This is a genomic window from Mucilaginibacter sp. A5337 (assembly GCF_059690695.1).
The window spans coordinates 441,160-460,147 of record NZ_JCAWEC010000004.1 but is presented as its reverse complement, the minus strand read 5'-3'; the positions used below and the strand labels follow the sequence as shown (position 1 = coordinate 460,147).

Genomic DNA, 18,988 nt, shown 5'->3' with positions numbered 1-18,988 from the left:
CAAAATTATGAAGCGATTACTCGATTCCTCGCAACCGCTTCATACTTCCGTCCAAAATTATGAGTAAAAACCGCTTACCCTCATTTTTTGTTTCATGAGTACATCTGATACTGTCAGGCTAAAACTACTTGGTCTACCCGTTATTGAATCAATTGAAGATTTTTCTGTAATCACTCGTCTCTCCCAATCAATCATTTTTCAGCTTTCAATGCACGCCGAGAAACACTATAAGACGTACACAATTCCAAAAAAATCTGGGGGTGTACGGTCTATAAGTCAACCAGGTCGTAGATTAAAGGCTTTACAATCATGGATATTAGTTAATATATTAAATAAATTAAGCACGTCTTCTTCATGTAAAGGGTTTGAAAAAGGAGAATCAACATTCCACAATGCCCGAGCTCACATTGGAGCCTCAGCAATTTTAACTATAGATATCGAGGATTTCTTTCATTCCGTTTGCAAGCGTCAAGTCTTTAGCATTTTCAAAGCAGTCGGTTATAATAATTTGATTGCGACCATGTGTTCAAATATATGCACTTACGAAGGAAGGTTACCCCAAGGTGGCCCGTGTTCTCCAAAACTGGCAAATCTATCAGTATGGAGATTAGATGCCAGGCTTCAAGGTTACGTCGGAAAACAAGGAATTAATTATACGCATTATGCTGATGATTTAACTTTTTCCGGTTCGAATCCATCAAAATTAGCTTGTACCCTTCCTTTTATCAAAAGCATTGTAAAGGATGAAAGTTTTGCGTTAAATAATTCCAAAACCAGGCTCTCAGGTCCTAAGAAAGCTAAAGTTGTCACTGGCTTGATAGTGCAAAATGATAGTGTCGGCATTGGCAGTGAAAAATATAAAATTCTGCGAGCTAAAATCCATAAATTGACAAATCCCGCAGAACAAAAAAATATTAAACTATTAAGTGAAGTTCATGGTTGGTTAGCTTATTTAAATAGTGTTGATATTAAAAGGCTAAATAAGATAAAGAAATACATTGACTCCATGAAGGTCAAAAACCCTAACACTTTAGTTGGTCAAATCAATTGGAAGTAGCCTATAAAAATAATACCAGGTGACAAAACGAGCTTATCTAAGGCATTTTAATGTATAATCCCTTCACTGATCGAGGTTTAGCAACAATCTAACTTCAACCTAAGATAGATTAAGCTTCCAGCCAAATTAACTGCTCATAGTCGATAAACCACACGACACACATCCCCCCTCAAAATGAGGCAATAAAAAACTTTCAGAAAAAATTGCGTAACTCAAAAGTTACTTATACTTTTATGTAACTTGCAAGTTACCTATTTTAACAGTGCTTATTAATAAGCAATTATTCAATTAAAAAATCAAAAAGATGACAACTACAAATTTCACAACAACCTTACTGGTAAACCAAAGCCCTGAAGAAGTTTTTGATGCTATCAAGAATGTGCGCGGATGGTGGTCGGGATTGTACTCAGAAACATTTGAAGGCGAATCGGATAAACTTGGCGACGAATTTTCATTCTTTGCCGGAGATGGGGCGCACTACACCAAACAAAAACTTGTTGAACTGGTGCCCGCCAAAAAAATAGCCTGGCTGATTACAGACAGCAAGCTAACCTTTACGCAAAACCAAAGCGAATGGACCGGCACAAAGCTTTGCTTTGAAATTTTGGCAGAGGGCGGCGCAACAAAAATTGTATTTACGCATGTTGGCCTGGTGCCACAATTTGAATGTTATAACTCCTGCGCACCGGCATGGACACAATATATCCAGGAGCGCCTATTAAACTGGATAAATACAACTATGACAAGCAAAACAATGTCAGCGGCGCAATAATGCGTAATTTGATACTACCTACCATGTCTATCCGGACTAAATAGAAGATGCTAAACTTTTCATCCAAAACAATTAAAAGGAGAGCAACAAGCGTGTACCGGAATAGGTAAAACATCCGGATAATAGCGCCAAATTAAAACGCCTGGCTTTTCAGCCTGGCGTTTTAATTATTTAATCATAGAGAGCTGCGTCCTCTTCATGTTCCTTGAGCCCTTCGTTAATCCTGTTAACAGCCCTTGTCACATTCTGCAACTTCATCTTTTCAAATTCTTTTTCCAGCGTAAGCCCTTCAGCCGACCCTTCTGTTGTTATAAAAACTGCTTGATCTTTCTTCCCCATTTTCACCTTGCAAAATCGTTTCGCTTGTTTTCGGTTTAATACATAAAGACCCCGCAGAATTACCTTCCGTTGGTCTAATGTGCTTATCTCGAACTGTTCTCCATTTAAAAAATAATAAATTTGCTGCTCTGTCCCTTTGCTGTTTAGTGTTACATACAGATGTTTACTATTGCCGGCAGCATTCGCCCTCTCGCCAAAAGGAGTAAGCAATACCGCAATCACGATTGCAAATGTTAATACAAGTCTGTTTGGGGTCAATCCCCTTACTAATTTTTGTGCCATCTTTAGATTTGATTAAGGTTCAACATTATTTATCTCTTGAAAAAGACGTACCGCTTAAATGATAGTTGCATGCCAGTGAAAGTATTTTAGCATAGTAACAGGTTGCTTAATGACACATGCTGGTCGAAGTTTAGCGATAGCGTAAATCGTCCTAAAATAAGTTAAGCTTTCAGCTTAACCCGCTTTACCTCAATGGCTATTTACTGACACCCTCCTGTCAGTGTTCAATTTTTAAAAAACGGGGTGTTCAACATTTTACGAGACAAAATTACAACCCATTGATTATCAATACTAAGCTGTTCAAATCAGCAAATAAGCGATTTTTCCAATTTTATAACCATCTGATTATCAACAGCAATCAAATTACAAAAAACAACAAGTGTTCACACTTTAAAAAGTTGAACACCTGCTAATCAGGCCTAAATCCGAAATCCAACATCCGAATTCCCAAATCAAAATTACTCCATCATCAACCTGCGGATCAGCTCGGCGCTTTGAGCTTTGCCCTCTTCAAGCCGGTGACTAAAGAATGCTTGGGTATCATTAAAATGTTTTTTATAGCCTTCCATATCACCATACCCAATAATTGACGACCATTCCCTCACCGCCGAGTGAAACTCCAGATCGTCGCCGCGGATGGTTTTATCATACAGGGCTGTTTCCAATGATTCTTCCAATAACTCCTCGTTTTTGAAAAGATATTCGGCAATGCCCAAACGCAGGCGGAAAGGCGGAGTTTGGCAAATGAGGTTATCATAGGGGTTAACACCAAGGTGGTACCAGGCATCAACCATACTTAAAATACTAAGGTGCGAGTTTGGCTTTTGATGATCGGCATGTTGGGAGAGTGAAAACTCCTTCATTACGGTATCGTTAAGCATAATGGGTTTGCGGCTTTCGTGAAACACAAAGTCGCGTGCGCGGTACAGGCGCTGCTTAAATGCCTCGGCCTCCTCCTTGATCATCAGCTTAAACAGCTCCGATTCGGATTCGGCATAGCGCTTCACCTGCTGGCGGGCGTAAGGGTTAAGGATAGCCAACCCGGCATAAACGTGGGCCTTGTAGCTAAATATGCGAAGGGTGGTCAGGATTTTTACATTATCGATACCGCCAATGTATGAAGCATTTTCCCAGGGGAAAAAGCCGGCAGATTTCCAGGCCGTGCCCATGCTCTCAAACCCTACGTGGGTTACAGCCTGCGTGTCGGCCACAATACGGTCGTGCTCATGGTAATCCGAAATCTCGACTATGTTGCTGCCAATGGCGGTAAACAAATCATACATCCGCTGGTAAGCATCAGGTGTTGAGCGGTGCGGGATCAGGATAAGGGTTTGCCCGGCAGGTTCAAAACCGGGGCCGTGCATACCATGAAAGGTAACTATCTGGGCATCGGCAGGCAGGTGCTTTTCAAAGGTGGCAATCTCGGGGTGTTTAACCGAAGTTTGCCCCGCCACAATAGCGCCATATTTGGTTGAAGGGCCAAATTCGGCCACCACGCGCTCCATACTTTCGGCCTCAACCGAATAAATGATCAGGTCGTTGATGCGGGCAACATCGCTGCCATGATCCATCACCGTAATGCCGAAGGGTGTCAGTTCTTCTTCCAGTTTTTCGCGGTTGGCGGGCAGGTCGCAACCCGAAACGGTATAACCCGCTTTTGCGAAAGCCTTTGCGTACAGGCGGCCCATATCGCCCAAACCAATAATCCCTATATTCATGGCGCTAATATAACTATGAGTAGGTTAATTACGTACGAAAGCTTATTTTAGCCTCAAAATCGCAGGACGTATATAATAAAAACTGAATTTATCCTGTTTTGTTAATAGCATATACCTAATTTTACACTTGATGAACAAGCATTTACTACTTACGATAACGGTTTTAATAGCGATGATAACGGCCAGTGTTACGGCAACCTTTGCCCAGGACACTACCACTAAAAAGAAACCCGCTACCCTGAAACCTAATGCTATTCCGCCCATTGTAAAATCAAGCCCGGCAGCGCTTAAAAACCCGGCAGTAACGCCTCCGCAACCTGCCAAGCCTGTTTATGCTCAACCAAGGGCAACCGCCGCCGATTCGGCCCTCCAAAAAGATAAAAGCCTGAACGGTCAGTACCAATACCTGCTCAGCAAATTATACCACTATCAGCAACCGCTGGTTGCCGCTTTGTGGAAAAACATGAAAGATACCCTCAATACCGAGCGCCGCCAGCTTAAAGAAGCAAAAGCCAGCCTTGCCGAACAGGGTAAAAATGTTGAAAATCTTAAATCGGACGCCACGAATAAGGAACAGGCATTAAATGAATCAAACGCCAAGCGCGATGAGATCAGCCTGCTGGGTATCCCATTCACTAAAGCAACCTACAACCTGGTAATGTGGGGACTGGTTATTGTTTTTGGTGTGGTTGCTGTTATTGTGATAGCCCGCTCAGGCGCACACAGCCGCGAAGCCAAATATCGCATCAAACTTTACGAAGAGCTTGACGAGGAATACAAAACCTACAAAGCCAAGGCCAACGAAAAAGAAAAGAAACTTGCCCGCGAACTCCAAACCGAACGCAATAAGCTTGACGAGTTGTTAGGCAGAGGATAAGTTGATTTCGGAATTGGGATTTTCGATTTCGGATTTTTTATCAGTAACTGAACATTTATTGATTTTATTTGTCATCGAAAGATCTTCTTCACCTTGCATAATTTACATACAGGGCGAAGAAGATGCTTCACTATGTTCAGCATGACAGAATATTAACACTAACTATGCCCAACACTAACCTCCTTGCCCTTATAACCCAACTACGTTCTGTTGCCGATACCGGCCTGCTGTATGCCAAAAATGAATATGATATTGAACGCTACCAGGAACTACAGCAACTGAGCACCAAAATGTTTGATGAGGTAAGTGGCTATGGTGCAGAAACCATCAACCTGCTATTTCCACAGGCAACTGACTACCCTACTGCTAAGGTCGATTTACGAGGCATCCTGCTTTCTCCGGATAACAAGATCCTGTTGGCCCGCGAAAGCGGCGATGGTAAATGGTCGCTACCGGGTGGCTGGGGCGATATTGGCTACACGCCTAAAGAAACGATTATTAAAGAATTTTGGGAGGAAACCGGTTTGCAGGTAACTGCCGACAGGCTGCTGGCTGTATTTGATAAAAAAATGCATCCACATCCGCCACAGCCATTTTATGTGTATAAAATGGTTTTCTATTGCAAGGCTATTACTACAGAGATCAATAAAGGCTTCGACGTATTGGATGTGCAGTATTTTGATATCGATAACCTGCCCCCACTATCAGAACACCGGATCCTGAAAAGCCAGATAGAACTGCTTTATCAAAAGATTATCGATAACGATATCAGCGTTTGGGCTGATTGATAAAGCAATAAATAAAAAACGTCATTGCGAGATACGAAGCAATCGCGAACCATGCAGAAGAGGCTCTGTATGTCGGGGATTGCTTCGTACCTCGCAATGACGCTTCTAAATTTTTAGCCTAACCAAACCTATTCTTTCAAATCAGGCAAGGTACGTTTATCAGCAGGTAGCGCCTGGTATTTTTTATACGAATCGTTGATATAAACCGCCAGCGACGGGCCGTTGTTGTTTTTGATGAACGCGTATGATGGCCTGTAAAGGGTCATGAAATTCTCTAACTCCTGGCCGCGTAGCGGGATAATGCTTTGTACGTAGTTCATGGTAAACACTTCATCAACATGGCGTTCTTCTTCCTCGTGCTTAAAGTATTTTTTCAACCTGCGGGCGTCTTTAGCTTCCTTGCTAAACCATGAAGTAGGTGAAAGCGGATAAACTTTAGCACGAGTGTATACTTCAGGATATTCTTTATGCGCATCAAATGTTTCGCGTTTGGCGCTGATGTTAACCTGCCTTAACGCGATGGTCTGGGCAACCAGCTCTATTTTTTTATTAGTAAAATCGGTAACGTATAAGGTATCTGATACATATCCCGGAGAGCTGAAAACGAGTGTATGTCCAGTTTCGGTGCGTATACTAAAATTACCCTTACTATCGGTAAGCGTCATCTGCCTGTTTTGATTGTCGCGCACAAAAACATCGCCCAGCTTATTGTTTTTACCCGATTCAACAACAATGCCTTTTACAGTGGTCTGGGCGTTTACAGTACAGGCTAAAAATAGTAATGCAGATAATATAAGGTATTGGTATTTCATAGTAGATTATTTGTGCTGTAAATTAAACTTATTTTTTGTTCCAATGGTTTTCAATTTAACACTTTTTCGCCTCTCATCCATCTTAAATGACAAAAACCTGAATCGCCCCTTCAATATGGTGCAAAAAAAAACGCCCCATCAAATTGATGGAGCGGATGGCAATTCATTATTGTTGTATTATGTCCCGGTATCTTTTTACTCAGGATTTAGGTTAATATCGGTTTACTTCGAAATGAGAAATCCCACCACTCATATGGATCAGAATCCTGTTCTTAGCGGCATCAAAGCCGTCGGTTTCGTAGTCGTTATCGCTCTTCTTACTAAAGCCGTCAAACTCACTTGATGACAGACCTGTATTAGAAGTGATACGACATGCAATGCCTTTCGGAACATTTATAACAATTCTGGAAGCAGCGGCTGCAACCTCCACATTTGTGTTTCCAACTGGCACTCCAAGCTTCACATCAAATGACGCTGCTCCGCCGCTTAAAGATAGGCTTTTTATTTTGAATTTCGAAAGATCAAAATTTAAATGTGCAGCACCTGCTGTAGCGTCAATATCCCACACCGGATTTGAGTTTAATTTGATGTCGGCTCTGTTGTTTTTACGGTCGTCTGAGTCAAAATGAAAGTCTTTATTATTCTTCAAATCGAGGTTGAGTACATATATGGAATCCTCTTTTCTGTGGTTAAGGGTATATTTTCCATATAATTCTTGCGTTGTTGCGTTGAACAGATCGGCAGTGGTGTCGCTTAAATTGTATACAGTAGCCCCTCCTGTGATGTTAAGCCGTGCATGTTTAATATCGGCAGAATAGGTTTCCTTAAAAGTTTTATCGCCGCCTATTTTAACAACACCCTGATCTGTATTGGTAGTATCGCTGTCATCATCATCGTCATTATTATAATCATCGCTGTGAAAAGTCCAGGCGTTTGGCCAAAAATGATAACGTTTACCAAAGTTGCCAAATACCAGCAGTGCAAAACAGCCTATTACAACAGCAAGTTTCAGGATAGTAGCCAACGGCGAGCGGTTGCCGGCAAACACCAGGCTGATACCACCCATAATTAAAAATATAGGCCACAGGTACAGGATGTTCATCCAGTCAAAATTTATTACGTGGAAGTTATCCAGCAGGAATACCACTCCCAACAACACCAGGATCGCGCCCGGAACAAGTTTATCGCTTCTCATGATTTTATATAGTTGGAGGTGTATCTTTAGTTTCTGTTTCGTCTTTAGTTGGTTCTGCTTCCGGAGCATCTGTTACCTCGTTGGCATGCCAGTTTTGTTTTTCCCATGGCTGTTTCTTCACCCCCGAAACTATAAGCGCAATACCTGCACCCACCAGCATTATCGGCCAAAGGTTTTCAAAATCCCAGTCGGGCATCAGGTCAAGCTCGTTAAGCAGGAATACCGAACCTAAAAGGATCATGGCTACACCAAATATCAACCCAACGGTTGAAGCCTGCTTTTTAGGCGGATGCACAAATGGAGGCGGATTAAAAGGCTGACTGCCAAACTTAGGATCATAAAATGAGCCCGATTGCTGCCCACTGGTAAACGGGTTATCCTGTGGTGGCACCCTGTAGTCGACGCCGGGATTAAAGTTATAACCTTTTTTAGGTAGCACTATCCACAATACAATATATATAGGTAAGCTAAAGCCTTTCAAAATAAGGGTTACCAAAAATATCGCCCTGATAACTGCCACGTCCGTGCCGAAATGCTCGGCAAGGCCCGCGCAAACACCGCCTATTACCTTTCGGTGCTCATCGCGATGAAGTTTCTTTTCCATAATTTATATTAGTTTATGTTTTAAAGTTGATTTGTTATAACTGGCCCGGTGCAGGTTTGATGATGATTTCGTCGACATTGGCGCCGGTGCTCATCATGTAAATATTGATGATTGCCGATGCTATGTCTTCGGGCAGCACCATGGTATTTTTGTCAACTACTGCATCTTTCCACGAATCCGTTAACGTCGATCCGGGTATTACGGCGGTAACTTTTACACCATGCTCCTGCATCTCGAGCCTCATTACTTTTGTTAGACCTAACAGCGCGTACTTTGTTACACTATAACTACCGGCTTGTGGTATAGGATTTAATGATGCTACCGAACATATATTAAAGAAGTGGCCTTTGCGTGCATTTGCCATGGTTCTGCCGAAATAGCGGTACAACTCATAGGCCGGCATCAGGTTGGTATTCATTTGTATCTGGAGGGTATCTTCTTTATCATCCAATATACTTGAAGGGATAAACGTCCCTAAATTATTTACTACAATATCTATAAAACCCAATTCAGCCTCGGCGGCGGCTGCAAACTTCAGTAGTTCGGCTTTATTGCTGCCATCGGCTTTCATAGCAAAAACCTTTACTCCGGCATCAACTTGTTCCAGTTCATCTTTAAAGTTTAATAATTCCTGCTCATTCCGCGAACAAATTGCCACGTTTAATCCTTCATTAGCAAAAGCAATTGCAATTGAGCGGCCCATGCCTTTAGTTGAACCGGTTATGAGTACGTTTTTCATATTGTTTAAATTAATTTTTATAGTTAGTGAAGCTTTATGGCCGCAATTTACGTAAGCATAATAATTGAACCGCTTATAAAATTGAATTTAAATGACTTGTTTTAACACCTGACCATTTAGGCTTAAAGGTAAAAAGCGTATTTTTAACCGATTTTTTATACATCTGCATGTTTCATAGCTTAGGAAAATATATACTCTTACTGCGTTTAAGTTTCAGGAAACCCGAAAAATTCAGTGTATACTGGGCCGAGATCATGCGTGAGATGGTTTCGGTGGGTATTGGCTCTTTAGGCATTGTTGCTATTATTTCGCTTTTTATTGGCGCGGTAGCTACCATTCAAACTGCTTTCCAGCTTATCAGCGATTTTATCCCGAAAACAGTGGTAGGCGGTATCACCCGTGATTCAACCATATTGGAGTTTAGTCCAACCATATCTGCTCTGGTATTAGCCGGCCGTGTCGGCTCTGCCATGGCATCACAAATTGGTACTATGCGTGTTACCGAGCAGATAGATGCCCTGGAGATCATGGGCGTAAATGCACCCGGCTATTTGATCTCGCCAAAAATTATTGCGGGTGTTACCATGATCCCGTTACTTGTTATTGTATCGGTTGGGTTGGGATTAACCGGTGGCTACATTGCCTGCTGGGCATCAAATGATGTATCAACCACTGATTACCTCAGGGGGCTTACCGATGGATTTAACCCGATTATTGCAACGGTTTGCGCCGTTAAAGCTATATCCTTTGGCTTTGTAATTACATCCATATGCTCATACCAGGGTTTTTATGTTAATGGCGGATCACTTGAGGTTGGCCAGTCAGCAACACGCGGGGTTGTGTGGAGCTGTATCATGATCCTTTTTTGCGACCTTATCATTTCACGCCTGTTACTATGATCGAAATACAAGACGTATATAAAACCTTCGGTGAAAACGAAGTTTTGAAAGGGATAACCGCAACCTTCCAGGCCGGAAAAAACAACCTGATCATTGGGGGGTCGGGATCTGGTAAAACTACTTTACTTAAATGTATAGTGGGCCTGCATGAACCTACTAAAGGCGATGTGATTTTTGATGGTGAAAATTTTACCAACATGAATTTTGAACAGCGTGTACCTATCCGTACGCAGATCGGCATGCTGTTTCAAAACTCCGCCCTGTTTGATTCCATGACAGTCGAGCAAAATATCATGTTTCCGCTCAACCTGTTTACAGATCAATCGAAAAGCGAAAAGCTTGACCGCGCTAACTTTTGCCTCGAAAGGGTAAACCTTGCCGGTAAAAATAAACTATACCCCTCCGAACTATCGGGCGGTATGAAAAAGCGTGTTGGTATTGCCCGTGCTATTTCGATGCAACCAAAATACTTATTTGTTGATGAGCCAAACTCCGGGCTGGACCCACTAACGTCTATCCTGATAGATGAACTCATTTCTGAACTTACACAAGAATACAGTATTACAACCGTAGTGGTAACCCACGATATGAACTCGGTAATGGGGATCGGCGATCATATCATTTTCCTTTATCAGGGCAAAAAATGGTGGGAAGGATCAAACAAAGAAATAGCTAAGACTGATAACAAGGAGCTTAACGACTTTGTATTTGCAAGTCCGTTTATGAGGGCAGCGAAGGCTTCCTTATAGTTGGCAGTTTTCAGTGGCAGTAGGCAGTATGTGCAGAGTTATCTGCATGTATTTATAATAACTATATTTGCAACCAATTTATTGACTGGGGCGTGCAAACTGCCAACAGCATACTGCAAACTGAATAAGAATGATCCAACTACTTACCCCAACGCACTGGAAAGATTACGAGCTGATTGATTGCGGCGATTTTGAAAAACTGGAACGCTTTGGGAACACCATACTTATCCGGCCGGAACCACAGGCGGTTTGGAACAAAACATTGCCTGCTTCTGAGTGGCAGCGCTTACACCATATTAAATTTAAGGGCCGCTCCGCAACTACGGGCGAATGGTTAAAAAAAGATCCGAAAACTCCCGACCGCTGGCATATCGAATATAAAAACAAGGAAGCGGCCATTAAATTCAGGCTGGGACTTACCTCGTTTAAACATGTTGGCATCTTTCCCGAGCAAGCCGTAAACTGGGATTATATCAGCCAAAATGTAAAACGCTTTAAAACACCCGAACCCAAAGTACTTAACCTGTTTGCCTATACCGGCGGTGCTTCACTCATTGCGCGGGCGGCCGGTGCCGATACAACCCACGTTGATTCGATAAAACAAGTAGTTACCTGGGCCAATGAAAACCAGGAGATTTCAGGCCTTAAAGACATCCGCTGGGTAGTTGAAGATGCTTTGAAATTTGTAAAACGCGAATTGAAACGCGGTAAAAAATATAACGGCATCATTCTCGATCCACCGGCTTACGGCAATGGCCCTAACGGCGAAAAATGGAAACTGGAAGATAATATCACCGAAATGATGCGTGATGTAACCCAACTACTCGATCCTGAAGAGCACTTCCTGATCCTGAACACTTACTCGCTTGGCTTCTCATCGGTTATAGTTGAAAACCTCATTAAAAGCTCATTCCCGCAGGTGCAAAACCTCGAAATTGGCGAGCTTTATCTGCAGGCCACAGCCGGGCCAAAACTACCTTTGGGGGTTTTTGGAAAGTTTCATAAAATTAAAAGTAATTAATTTCCAATATCTATCTTTGGCGCCAACCGAACCAACACAATTGCCGCTTTATAAGTGGCTGGGGATTAAATTAAACACGCCTTACATACACCTGCATTATATTGAACGTTAAAACAATGAAATTAAAAACGCTTGTACTATCCGCTACATTTGTAGCATCTGCAGCTTTGCTTTTAAACAGCTGCTCAGAAAACGGCAGCAATGCCAAAACCGACGGTAAAAAAACCGCCGCTGCAGTTAAAGGTGATTCGGCCCAGGCCGAAACAGCAGATACCTTGAGCGTTAAAAAATCCACCTACCCTCCTATTGATAAAAAACTGTACGATTCGTTGATGAAATTCAACGCGCACGGCGATACTACCGGCAGATGGCCTGTTAAAAATACGCCTTACCCTATTGGCGGCGCTATTTTACCATTTAAACGCGTAGTTGCTTATTATGGTAACTTATATTCAAAAAGAATGGGCATTTTGGGCGAATTGCCGCCAAACGAAATGCTTGCCAAATTGAAAGGCGAAGTAAAACATTGGGAAAAGGCTGATCCTAAAACCCCTGTTCAACCTGCATTGCACTATATTGCGGTTGTAGCCCAGGGCGATGGTGGTAAAGACGGCAAGTTCCGTTACCGTATGCCATTTAAACAGATCGACAGTGTATTGGTATTAGCTAAAAAAGCTCACGCCATCGTATTTTTAGATGTACAGGTAGCTTTAAGCAACATCCGTGCAGAATTGCCATTGCTTGAAAAATACCTTGAATTGCCACAGGTACATTTTGGTATGGACCCTGAGTTTTCGATGAAAGACGGAACCCATCCGGGCAAAAAGATAGGTACTTATGATGCCGATGATATCAACTACGTATCAGACTATCTTACCAAAATTGTTAAGAAAAATGGCTTGCCGCCAAAGATCCTGATAGTTCACCGCTTTACTAAAAAGATGGTAACCAATTACAAGAGTATCAAATTGCACCCGGAAATTCAGCTGGTAATGAACATGGACGGATGGGGCGAACCTGATTTGAAAACAGGTACTTACCGTTACTTCATTAACCAGGAGCCGGTACAGTTTACAGGCTTTAAATTGTTCTACAAAAATGATATCAAAAAACCACCTCACCACATGTTAACTCCAGAGGAAGTTTTATCAAGATACAAACCATACCCGATTTATATTCAGTATCAATAAGTCGGAAGTCTTAAGTTCGAAGTCGAGAGTCTTAAGGCCGAAGTAAGAAGTCCTGAGTAAGTAATAATCTATTATTTACTCAGGACTTTTGCATTTAAAGCTATATACTTGAGACGTTAATTTTTGACTTAGAACTCTCGATTTAGGACTTCAGACTTACAACTTCATACTAACGACTTAAGACTTTAACAAAAATGATAAAATGGGGCATTATTGGTTGCGGACGCATTGCGCACAGGTTTGTGCAAGGATTTGACGCCGTTGAAGATGTTGAACTTATCGCTTCCTATTCGCGCAGGCCCGAAACTGTTGATGCCTTTATTGCGCAATACGGTGGTCTGGCTTGCCGCACTGTTGAAGAATTACTTGCAAGTGATATCGATGCTGTTTATATAGCAACGCTGCCTGATAGCCACGCTGCCTACAGCATTGCAGCCCTGAAAGCAGGCAAGCATGTGCTTTGCGAAAAACCGGTTACTGTAAACCTTGCCGAGTTGGATGAGGTACTTGCCGTTGCCAAACAAACCGGCTTGCTTTTTATGGAAGGGATGAAACCTCCTTTTTATCCATTATATGGCAAACTGAAAGAATATCTTATTAACGATCCGATTGGCCCGGCAGGCTATGTTCGTGCAGGATCGGCTGTGGCTGATTGTCCTCCCGATCATCCTAATTATAACTTTGATCTTATTGGCGGCAGCCTGATGGGTATTGCTATTTATGAAGCTTTTTTAGCGCTCGACTGGCTCGGCCCCATGCAGGATATTCAAACCATGGGCAGGTTTGGTGAAACCGGAATTGATATGTTTGCTATTTTCCAAACACTTCACCAAAACGGTTATGCACAACTTTATTGTGGCTTTGATATGCATGGCAAAGGTGATGCATTAATTGTAGGTACGCTGGGACACATCACCATCCACAAAAACTGGTGGAACCCGGCAAAAGCAACTATAAGTTATCTTGACGGCCGCACGATAGAACTGAATGAACCATTTACCGCCGGTGGATTAATCTATGAGATCATCCATTTTTGTGAGCTCATCAAACAAGGAAAAACCGAAAGCCCGATATTACCGCATGAACTATCCCGGCAAATGATAGCAATGATAGATCGGGCGAGGGCCCAGATAGGATTGAAATATCCGACGGAAAGGTAAACTGTTTCTTATTTTTATCTCCTCACTGGCGCAAGTTTTGTGCGGTTGCCCAAGCGGGGCTAACTTGTGCTTTCTACAGGCAGTATAAAAAAGCACAACTGAGCGTCCCATCGGCCAGGTACACTACACTTGCGCTAAAAACCGCGAAATTCCGAAATCCTATTTACAGCTTGGCCGAGTTTAACACCGGGTTTTGGCTGGCGTTTACCTGATAAGTGTAAATGGCATTCTGTTCATCAACCTCAACAATACGGTAGCCTTTATAATCGGTTCCCCAGTCGCCTCCAATATGTGAATCAAAAAAGTGAGGTAGTTTATCGGTATAACGTACACCATCCAATAAATGATCATGGCCGTGAAACACCGCTTTTACATTGGGATAAGCGTGCAACAACTGGATAGTTTCGGGACAATCCACAAACACATCATTCTTTACCCATTTGGTAGGCGGGATATGCAGTACAACAAAAACGATCTTCTTATCAGCAAATTTATCTAATGATGCTTTAAGGAAAGCATTATTGGGGCAGGTATAGATGCCTTTTGTATCAGCAGTGTGAGCTAATACAAAAGCTATATCACCAAATTCTACAGTGTATTTATCCTCGTAACCAAAGGCATTTTTCCAAACGGTAGCATCAGCAAAGTCATGGTTGCCGGGGATGGTATGATAAGGAACATTTAATTTATCAAGGTATTTGGTCTTGATCTCCGGAAGCAGATCGGGACGGTTATGCACCAAATCTCCGTTCACGATTGCAAAATCAAGATGATTTTTACTATGATCCTCGTTAAGCCATTTAATCATGTTGCCGGTATGCAAAGCAAAATCAGTTCCCGGCTGACCATAATGAATATCAGAAGCTAAAGCAAATCTTAGTTTTAGTTTAGCCCTGGTAGCGCGGCTGTACCGGTTATTTTCGGCAGCAAAACTGTTAACGGCAGGTAAAAGACTTAAAGCGGCTACGCCCGTTAAGGCTGTACCAAAAAATTCGCGGCGCGAGGTCATAGGCTATTATTTTATTGCAAAGGTAGCCCCGCCGTGTTAAATGAAAGTTAAGAAACAGGCATAAATGTCATTGCAAGTAACGAAGCAACCGCATACAATACAGAGTGGCTTTGCTTCAGTGCGATTGCCGCGCTACGCTCGCAATGACATGTTTTTATCTACCTCAATCCCTTCTCCTTTAAAAATTTCACCAACGCAGCCGGATGATCAGTTTGTAAACCTTTCAAACCAACTGCAAGGGCTTTGTCCCAATCTGCAGGGCCTTCGCCTGCACTTTGAATATCGGGCCAAACCGGGATGTGGCACTCCCCGGCCAAAGCTACCATATCAGTGGTGTATTGGTTATAAGATCCGTCAAGAATATCAGGATGATACTGATTGATAAAGCTTTTCATGCCGGCGGTATTTTTAACACTATCCGGCAGGCTTAACATCAGCGGCATTTTAGGAGCAACCTTTCGCCAGCCTGTAAACTGGGAAGCACTGTTGATATAAACCAGGATCTGCTTTTCCATGCCATATTCTTTAATCATCTGATAGGCCTGTTCAGGATCGGCAGCTTTAAAATCAAGATAGATGCCTATCCGGTTTTTACACAATTGCAGGATTTGCTTAAAGGTTGGGATTCTGAACACCTCTTTATTTGTGGTATCCTTGCTTTTTACCTTCAACTGTAATAGTTCCGCAAGTGTAAAATCTTTCAACTGGCCTTTGCCATCGGTCATACGGTTGATACCGCCGTCATGCATGCTTACCAGCTCGCCATCCTTTGTCGTACGCAGGTCGATCTCCACATAATCCACTTCATTTTTGATGGCTTCCCTGTACGCTTCAAGCGTGTTTTCGGGGTAGATCACGTGATCGCCGCGGTGAGCAGCGACTATAAACTTATGCCTCGAAACGGGTGCCGGGTTGGGCTGCCATCCATCACCGGGAAGCAGCCACAGCAAAGCCAAAATTGCTAATATTTGAAAACGCATCGATATTTATTTTTTACCTGTAACACTACCTATGGCATCACCTACCTCATGGCCTGCAGCGGCTTTAAAATCAAAACCTAGCAAATTGGCAATAGTTTGAGCCAGTTGCTTATGATAAGTTGTTTCGGCCAGTTTCATTTCACCCGAGGCCGGGGTGTCCGGACCAATAGCAGCAAACCAGGTTTGCTCTGAATGTAATACATCCGATCCGTGATCATGCCATCTTTTCATTGGCTCATCGCCCCTGCCATGATCGCAGGTGATGATCAGCGTGGTTTTGTTTTTATAAGCAGGTTCTGATTGGATATAATCCCAAAGCTGTTTAATAAATCCATCTTCCTGCTTAATACGATCCAGGTAAAATTTATAATTGCCGCCGTGCGCCATATCATCCGGTTCATCAAACGACACATATAATGCCCGTGGCTTGTATTGCATCATATAGTTTTTGGCAAACTCAAATGTCAGGAAGTCGATCCGGGTTGAATCACTGATATAACGGGGAGCTTCCAGTTGCAGTTCATTCAGATGTTTCAGGCGATCATTCATGCCAGGAACTTCTAAGGGCATAAAGCCGGCGTTAACCAAAATACCAGCACGCTTCGGGCTCAGGATCTGCGAAAAACGTTCCCATGACGCAAATGCTGCTACCTTATTTTCAAAGCCTTTTTGTTTGTTCAAAAACTCAAGTACGTTCATGTTGGGATTATAGATCCCGTCATTGGTATTCATCCGCTTATCCGGAAAACCTGTAAATATTTCGTTGTATCCCGGGTATGAAAAATGATAAGGATTGGCTACTTCATCTTTACTGCCCAGGTCGCGGTTACCATAAAGTTGTCCTTTTTCAACTAACGTACTCCAAATAAAAGGCATCAGCAGTTTACGACGATCTGCAGAAGCATCCACCCAGAAATTTTTACGCACCTCATTTTTATCATGCGTATCATTTGAGTTGATGATGGCCGAATCGGCACCGCGGAAAACTTCCTGCCAGCGTAACCCATCGATAGTAACGATAACTACATTTTGTGTTTTGTGTTGGGCGGATAATGCCGAAAAACACAATGCGAATAATGCTAATAAGATGATTTTTTTCATAGTTGTTGTATTTAATGATAAAGGCCCCAGATTAGCGGGGCCTTTATGCAGATTAATTAAAACGTATAAACTAAGGTTATTTAAGCAACCACATAACACCATTAATATCATCGCTGCCGCCAAACTGAGCGGTTAATGCAGCGTTGTAATTAGTAGCGTTAACAGTACGCTCTGATTGAGGATATTCAAAACGTTTAGGGATACGACTACTATTACCTGTACCCGGACCGGTAGTAAAGGTTGGCACACCTGTACGACGGTAGTTGAAATAAGCCTCTAAACCAGAGTGACGGAACATAGCAAGATATTTTTGTTGCAGGATCTGGGTTAAACCAGTAGCGCCGGTTACATATTTTACACCAGCCTGAGCATAGTAAGCATCCCAATCAACATTAATAGTATAAGTTTCGTAGTTAGTTGGTTTTGCGGGGCTTGCATCAGAACCGGTTGGTTTGTAGAAATAAGCAGTAAATGCTGCTTTACCAACAGGAATTGAATAAGCCTGGAATGAAGCCTGGATACCTTTAGTGTAATAGGTTTCTGCATTGCCAGTTGCCCAGCCAAGGTTTAAGCCTTCGGCTATGTTGAACATAAGCTCAGGATAACCAATCTGGATGCTTGGTTCACCAACATAGGTTGAGTAATAACGTTTCCTGTTCAGGAATGAATATTTCTGCAGTGTAGCATTATTGTACATCACACCAAGGTCTAAACCAGGATCGGCACCAATGAATGAAGAAAATGCAGTTGGGCTTTGTTTCAGTTCATCAACATTATAACGGGCAGGTTCGGCGGTTACAAAAACACGCGGATCCTGTAGCTGTGTAAGCAAGCTGATGTAAGTAGCCGAAGTATTTTGCCTTGAACCGTTCTGACCAAAGTTGTCGGGGTTTTGAGGATAATAGTTACTTGGAGCAACAAAAGTATATTGCAGGTTATCATCATTGCTGGCCATCAACGGATATTTGGCGGGGTTACCAATGATGTTGGCAAACTGGGCTTTAACATCAATATCAGCTGTTTTTTTGCTTAACTCAATAAGCAACCTTACCCTGAAAGTATTTACAACTTTTTGCCACCTTGCAAGGTCGTTACCTAAATAAATGTCATTTGATAAAGCAGCACCAACACCGGTACCGCCGGCCGATGGGTTAGCTATCAAAGTGCTCATATCAGCATTTGCCGATTCAAGCCATGCTAAACACTGTACCATCACATCTTTCTGTGCATCATATTTTGGAGTAAGGTTATCCAAACCTTTTAATGCATCAGTCATTGGGATATCACCTTCTTCAAGGCTCATTTTGCTAAAGAAATAAGCTCTGAAAAATTTACCCACAGCTTCGTAAGGGTTTACAGCTGAACCACCGGTTGCTGCGGCGCGCTGCTCCATCACAATAACGTTTTTTAATGCGTTATAATAATTGTCGCCACCACTTGCAAAACCGTCATAACGGTTGTTGCCGTAGTAGTCATAGTTATAAAGGTAGTACTGGCCGTAAATCTCGTTTTCTGATTGCGGCAGATCTGCCATTTTGTTAAGGATACCATTGAATAACAGCGAAGCCGGTACTGTACTTGGTACATTAGTGTTTTTTGTAAGATCCTCAAAACTTTTCTTACAGCCAGTGGTGGTTGCAAGTGCAAGTGCGGGTAATACAAGAGCTTTTAATATCTTTTTCATGATCGTCTTTCG

At 42.5% G+C, this 18,988-nt stretch carries 19 protein-coding genes; 9 read left to right on the top strand and 10 right to left on the bottom strand.

Going from position 1 to position 18,988, the window contains the following annotated elements; translation table 11 throughout:
* Window positions 1–94: 94 nt before the first annotated feature.
* Window positions 95–1,057 carry a retron St85 family RNA-directed DNA polymerase gene (locus AC59JO_RS15910; protein ID WP_497306415.1) on the top strand — a complete coding sequence of 321 codons (963 nt, stop codon included), beginning with the start codon at window positions 95–97 and terminating at the stop codon, window positions 1,055–1,057.
* 304 nt (window positions 1,058–1,361) lie between these two features.
* Window positions 1,362–1,829, top strand: coding sequence for an SRPBCC family protein (locus AC59JO_RS15905; RefSeq protein ID WP_497306413.1), 468 nt, complete (start codon window positions 1,362–1,364; stop codon window positions 1,827–1,829).
* A 171-nt stretch (window positions 1,830–2,000) separates the two neighbouring features.
* Here the strand turns inward: AC59JO_RS15905 and AC59JO_RS15900 are convergent, their stop codons facing one another.
* Together AC59JO_RS15900 and AC59JO_RS15895 are read right to left on the bottom strand one after the other, a co-directional pair.
* Window positions 2,001–2,450, bottom strand: coding sequence for a hypothetical protein (locus tag AC59JO_RS15900; protein WP_497306411.1), 450 nt, complete (start codon window positions 2,448–2,450; stop codon window positions 2,001–2,003).
* Between the two features lie 458 nt (window positions 2,451–2,908).
* A complete protein-coding gene (locus AC59JO_RS15895; protein ID WP_413669733.1) occupies window positions 2,909–4,168 on the bottom strand; it encodes a prephenate dehydrogenase/arogenate dehydrogenase family protein in 1,260 nt (419 codons plus the stop codon).
* A gap of 130 nt (window positions 4,169–4,298) precedes the next feature.
* Here AC59JO_RS15895 and AC59JO_RS15890 point away from each other — a divergent pair, with 130 nt between their 5' ends.
* Window positions 4,299–5,045 (top strand): hypothetical protein, encoded by a 747-nt coding sequence (locus AC59JO_RS15890; RefSeq protein WP_497306409.1) that lies wholly within the window; start codon window positions 4,299–4,301, stop codon window positions 5,043–5,045.
* 164 nt (window positions 5,046–5,209) lie between these two features.
* Window positions 5,210–5,833: an NUDIX hydrolase gene (locus tag AC59JO_RS15885; RefSeq protein WP_497306407.1), complete on the top strand. Its 624-nt coding sequence runs from the start codon at window positions 5,210–5,212 to the stop codon at window positions 5,831–5,833.
* Window positions 5,834–5,961: 128 nt separating this feature from the next.
* Here AC59JO_RS15885 and AC59JO_RS15880 read toward each other — a convergent pair whose 3' ends face one another.
* From AC59JO_RS15880 to AC59JO_RS15865, 4 genes are all read right to left on the bottom strand, one after another.
* Window positions 5,962–6,645, bottom strand: coding sequence for a carboxypeptidase-like regulatory domain-containing protein (locus AC59JO_RS15880; protein ID WP_497306405.1), 684 nt, complete (start codon window positions 6,643–6,645; stop codon window positions 5,962–5,964).
* A gap of 211 nt (window positions 6,646–6,856) precedes the next feature.
* Window positions 6,857–7,840, bottom strand: a complete 984-nt coding sequence (locus AC59JO_RS15875) for a toast rack family protein (protein ID WP_497306403.1) — start codon at window positions 7,838–7,840, stop codon at window positions 6,857–6,859.
* 4 nt (window positions 7,841–7,844) lie between these two features.
* Window positions 7,845–8,444 (bottom strand): PspC domain-containing protein, encoded by a 600-nt coding sequence (locus tag AC59JO_RS15870; RefSeq protein WP_497306401.1) that lies wholly within the window; start codon window positions 8,442–8,444, stop codon window positions 7,845–7,847.
* 34 nt (window positions 8,445–8,478) lie between these two features.
* Entirely contained in the window at window positions 8,479–9,183 is a 705-nt protein-coding gene (locus AC59JO_RS15865) for an SDR family oxidoreductase (protein WP_497306399.1), read from the bottom strand.
* Between the two features lie 167 nt (window positions 9,184–9,350).
* Here AC59JO_RS15865 and AC59JO_RS15860 point away from each other — a divergent pair, with 167 nt between their 5' ends.
* The 5 genes from AC59JO_RS15860 (at window position 9,351) to AC59JO_RS15840 (ending at window position 14,202) form a co-directional block, all read left to right on the top strand.
* A complete protein-coding gene (locus AC59JO_RS15860; protein ID WP_413669740.1) occupies window positions 9,351–10,082 on the top strand; it encodes an MlaE family ABC transporter permease in 732 nt (243 codons plus the stop codon).
* Window positions 10,079–10,831, top strand: coding sequence for an ABC transporter ATP-binding protein (locus tag AC59JO_RS15855; protein ID WP_413669741.1), 753 nt, complete (start codon window positions 10,079–10,081; stop codon window positions 10,829–10,831). The genes AC59JO_RS15860 and AC59JO_RS15855 overlap by 4 nt, the downstream gene beginning before the upstream one ends.
* Before the next feature lie 130 nt (window positions 10,832–10,961).
* The gene (locus AC59JO_RS15850) at window positions 10,962–11,852 is read left to right on the top strand and encodes a class I SAM-dependent methyltransferase (RefSeq protein ID WP_413669742.1); all 891 of its coding nucleotides are present in this window, start codon (window positions 10,962–10,964) and stop codon (window positions 11,850–11,852) included.
* 116 nt (window positions 11,853–11,968) lie between these two features.
* Complete coding sequence (locus AC59JO_RS15845; RefSeq protein ID WP_497306396.1) at window positions 11,969–13,042, top strand: hypothetical protein; 1,074 nt, start codon at window positions 11,969–11,971, stop codon at window positions 13,040–13,042.
* A gap of 194 nt (window positions 13,043–13,236) precedes the next feature.
* Window positions 13,237–14,202: a Gfo/Idh/MocA family protein gene (locus AC59JO_RS15840; protein ID WP_497306394.1), complete on the top strand. Its 966-nt coding sequence runs from the start codon at window positions 13,237–13,239 to the stop codon at window positions 14,200–14,202.
* A 163-nt stretch (window positions 14,203–14,365) separates the two neighbouring features.
* Here the strand turns inward: AC59JO_RS15840 and AC59JO_RS15835 are convergent, their stop codons facing one another.
* The 4 genes from AC59JO_RS15835 to AC59JO_RS15820 all read right to left on the bottom strand — a co-directional run bounded on the left by AC59JO_RS15835 (window position 14,366) and on the right by AC59JO_RS15820 (window position 18,976).
* Entirely contained in the window at window positions 14,366–15,211 is an 846-nt protein-coding gene (locus AC59JO_RS15835) for a metallophosphoesterase family protein (RefSeq protein WP_413669745.1), read from the bottom strand.
* A 158-nt stretch (window positions 15,212–15,369) separates the two neighbouring features.
* On the bottom strand, window positions 15,370–16,191 hold the full coding sequence (locus AC59JO_RS15830) for a glycerophosphodiester phosphodiesterase (protein ID WP_497306392.1): 822 nt from the start codon (window positions 16,189–16,191) through the stop codon (window positions 15,370–15,372).
* A gap of 6 nt (window positions 16,192–16,197) precedes the next feature.
* On the bottom strand, window positions 16,198–17,292 hold the full coding sequence (locus AC59JO_RS15825; RefSeq protein ID WP_497306390.1) for an alkaline phosphatase family protein: 1,095 nt from the start codon (window positions 17,290–17,292) through the stop codon (window positions 16,198–16,200).
* A 76-nt stretch (window positions 17,293–17,368) separates the two neighbouring features.
* The gene (locus AC59JO_RS15820) at window positions 17,369–18,976 is read right to left on the bottom strand and encodes a SusD/RagB family nutrient-binding outer membrane lipoprotein (RefSeq protein ID WP_413669748.1); all 1,608 of its coding nucleotides are present in this window, start codon (window positions 18,974–18,976) and stop codon (window positions 17,369–17,371) included.
* Window positions 18,977–18,988 lie beyond the last annotated feature (12 nt).